General features: G+C 53.2%; 1 protein-coding gene. It reads right to left on the reverse strand.

The features are described 5' to 3' along the window. Positions 1 to 119 precede the first annotated feature (119 nt). Positions 120 to 664: T9SS type A sorting domain-containing protein (locus IX84_RS30500; protein ID WP_044230445.1), on the reverse strand; the 545-nt coding region annotated here is incomplete at its 5' end.

Consider the following 664-nt stretch of genomic DNA (forward strand, 5'->3'; position numbering starts at 1 on the left):
TATCAGTCAATGAGCAACTAAGCTGAAAGAGGTCAGCATAAAAAACCAAGCTGCACGGCAGGGCACGATGCCATACAGTGCAGCTTGGAATCTAAGCGCTTCTATTGTGAGGGGGCAGATTACTGCCGTACCACCTTCAGCACTTCCCGGTAGCCCTGCTCGTCCCGCACTTCCAGGAAATACAAGCCGCGGGGCATATTAGAGGCGTCAAAGCTATGGTTGATGGCTCCGGCAGGGAGCTGCAGTTGCCGTAGGGGCTGCCCAAGCTCGTTGAGGAGTATAGCTGTTGCTTCCAATTCAAGGGGCTGCTCAAAGTCGAGGGTGAAAGCACCGGAAGTCGGGTTGGGAGATACGCGCGCCCGCTGCACATCGGACAGGGCATCTGCAATCGGTCCGGTGTTCGGAGCAGACAGGTTCATGCCAGACATGAAGTTGACTTTGTCAAAGGTGGCTGTTGCCGTTCCGAAGGGGTTGGTGGAGAAGACGGCCAGGCCCATTTCCACGCAATCGCCCATAGGGAGTTCTGCCTGATGGAACTTAATCCACTTACTGCCATTCTTATAAAACCCGTTTATCCGATCGCCATTACGTACCAGGCGAAGCATGGAAGGAAAAGAAGCATATGTCGTATTGGATTCATTCTGCCCATTGTCTGTATAACGGA

Origin of the sequence: Phaeodactylibacter xiamenensis, assembly GCF_000759025.1 — a bacterium.
Taxonomy (GTDB): domain Bacteria; phylum Bacteroidota; class Bacteroidia; order Chitinophagales; family Saprospiraceae; genus Phaeodactylibacter; species Phaeodactylibacter xiamenensis.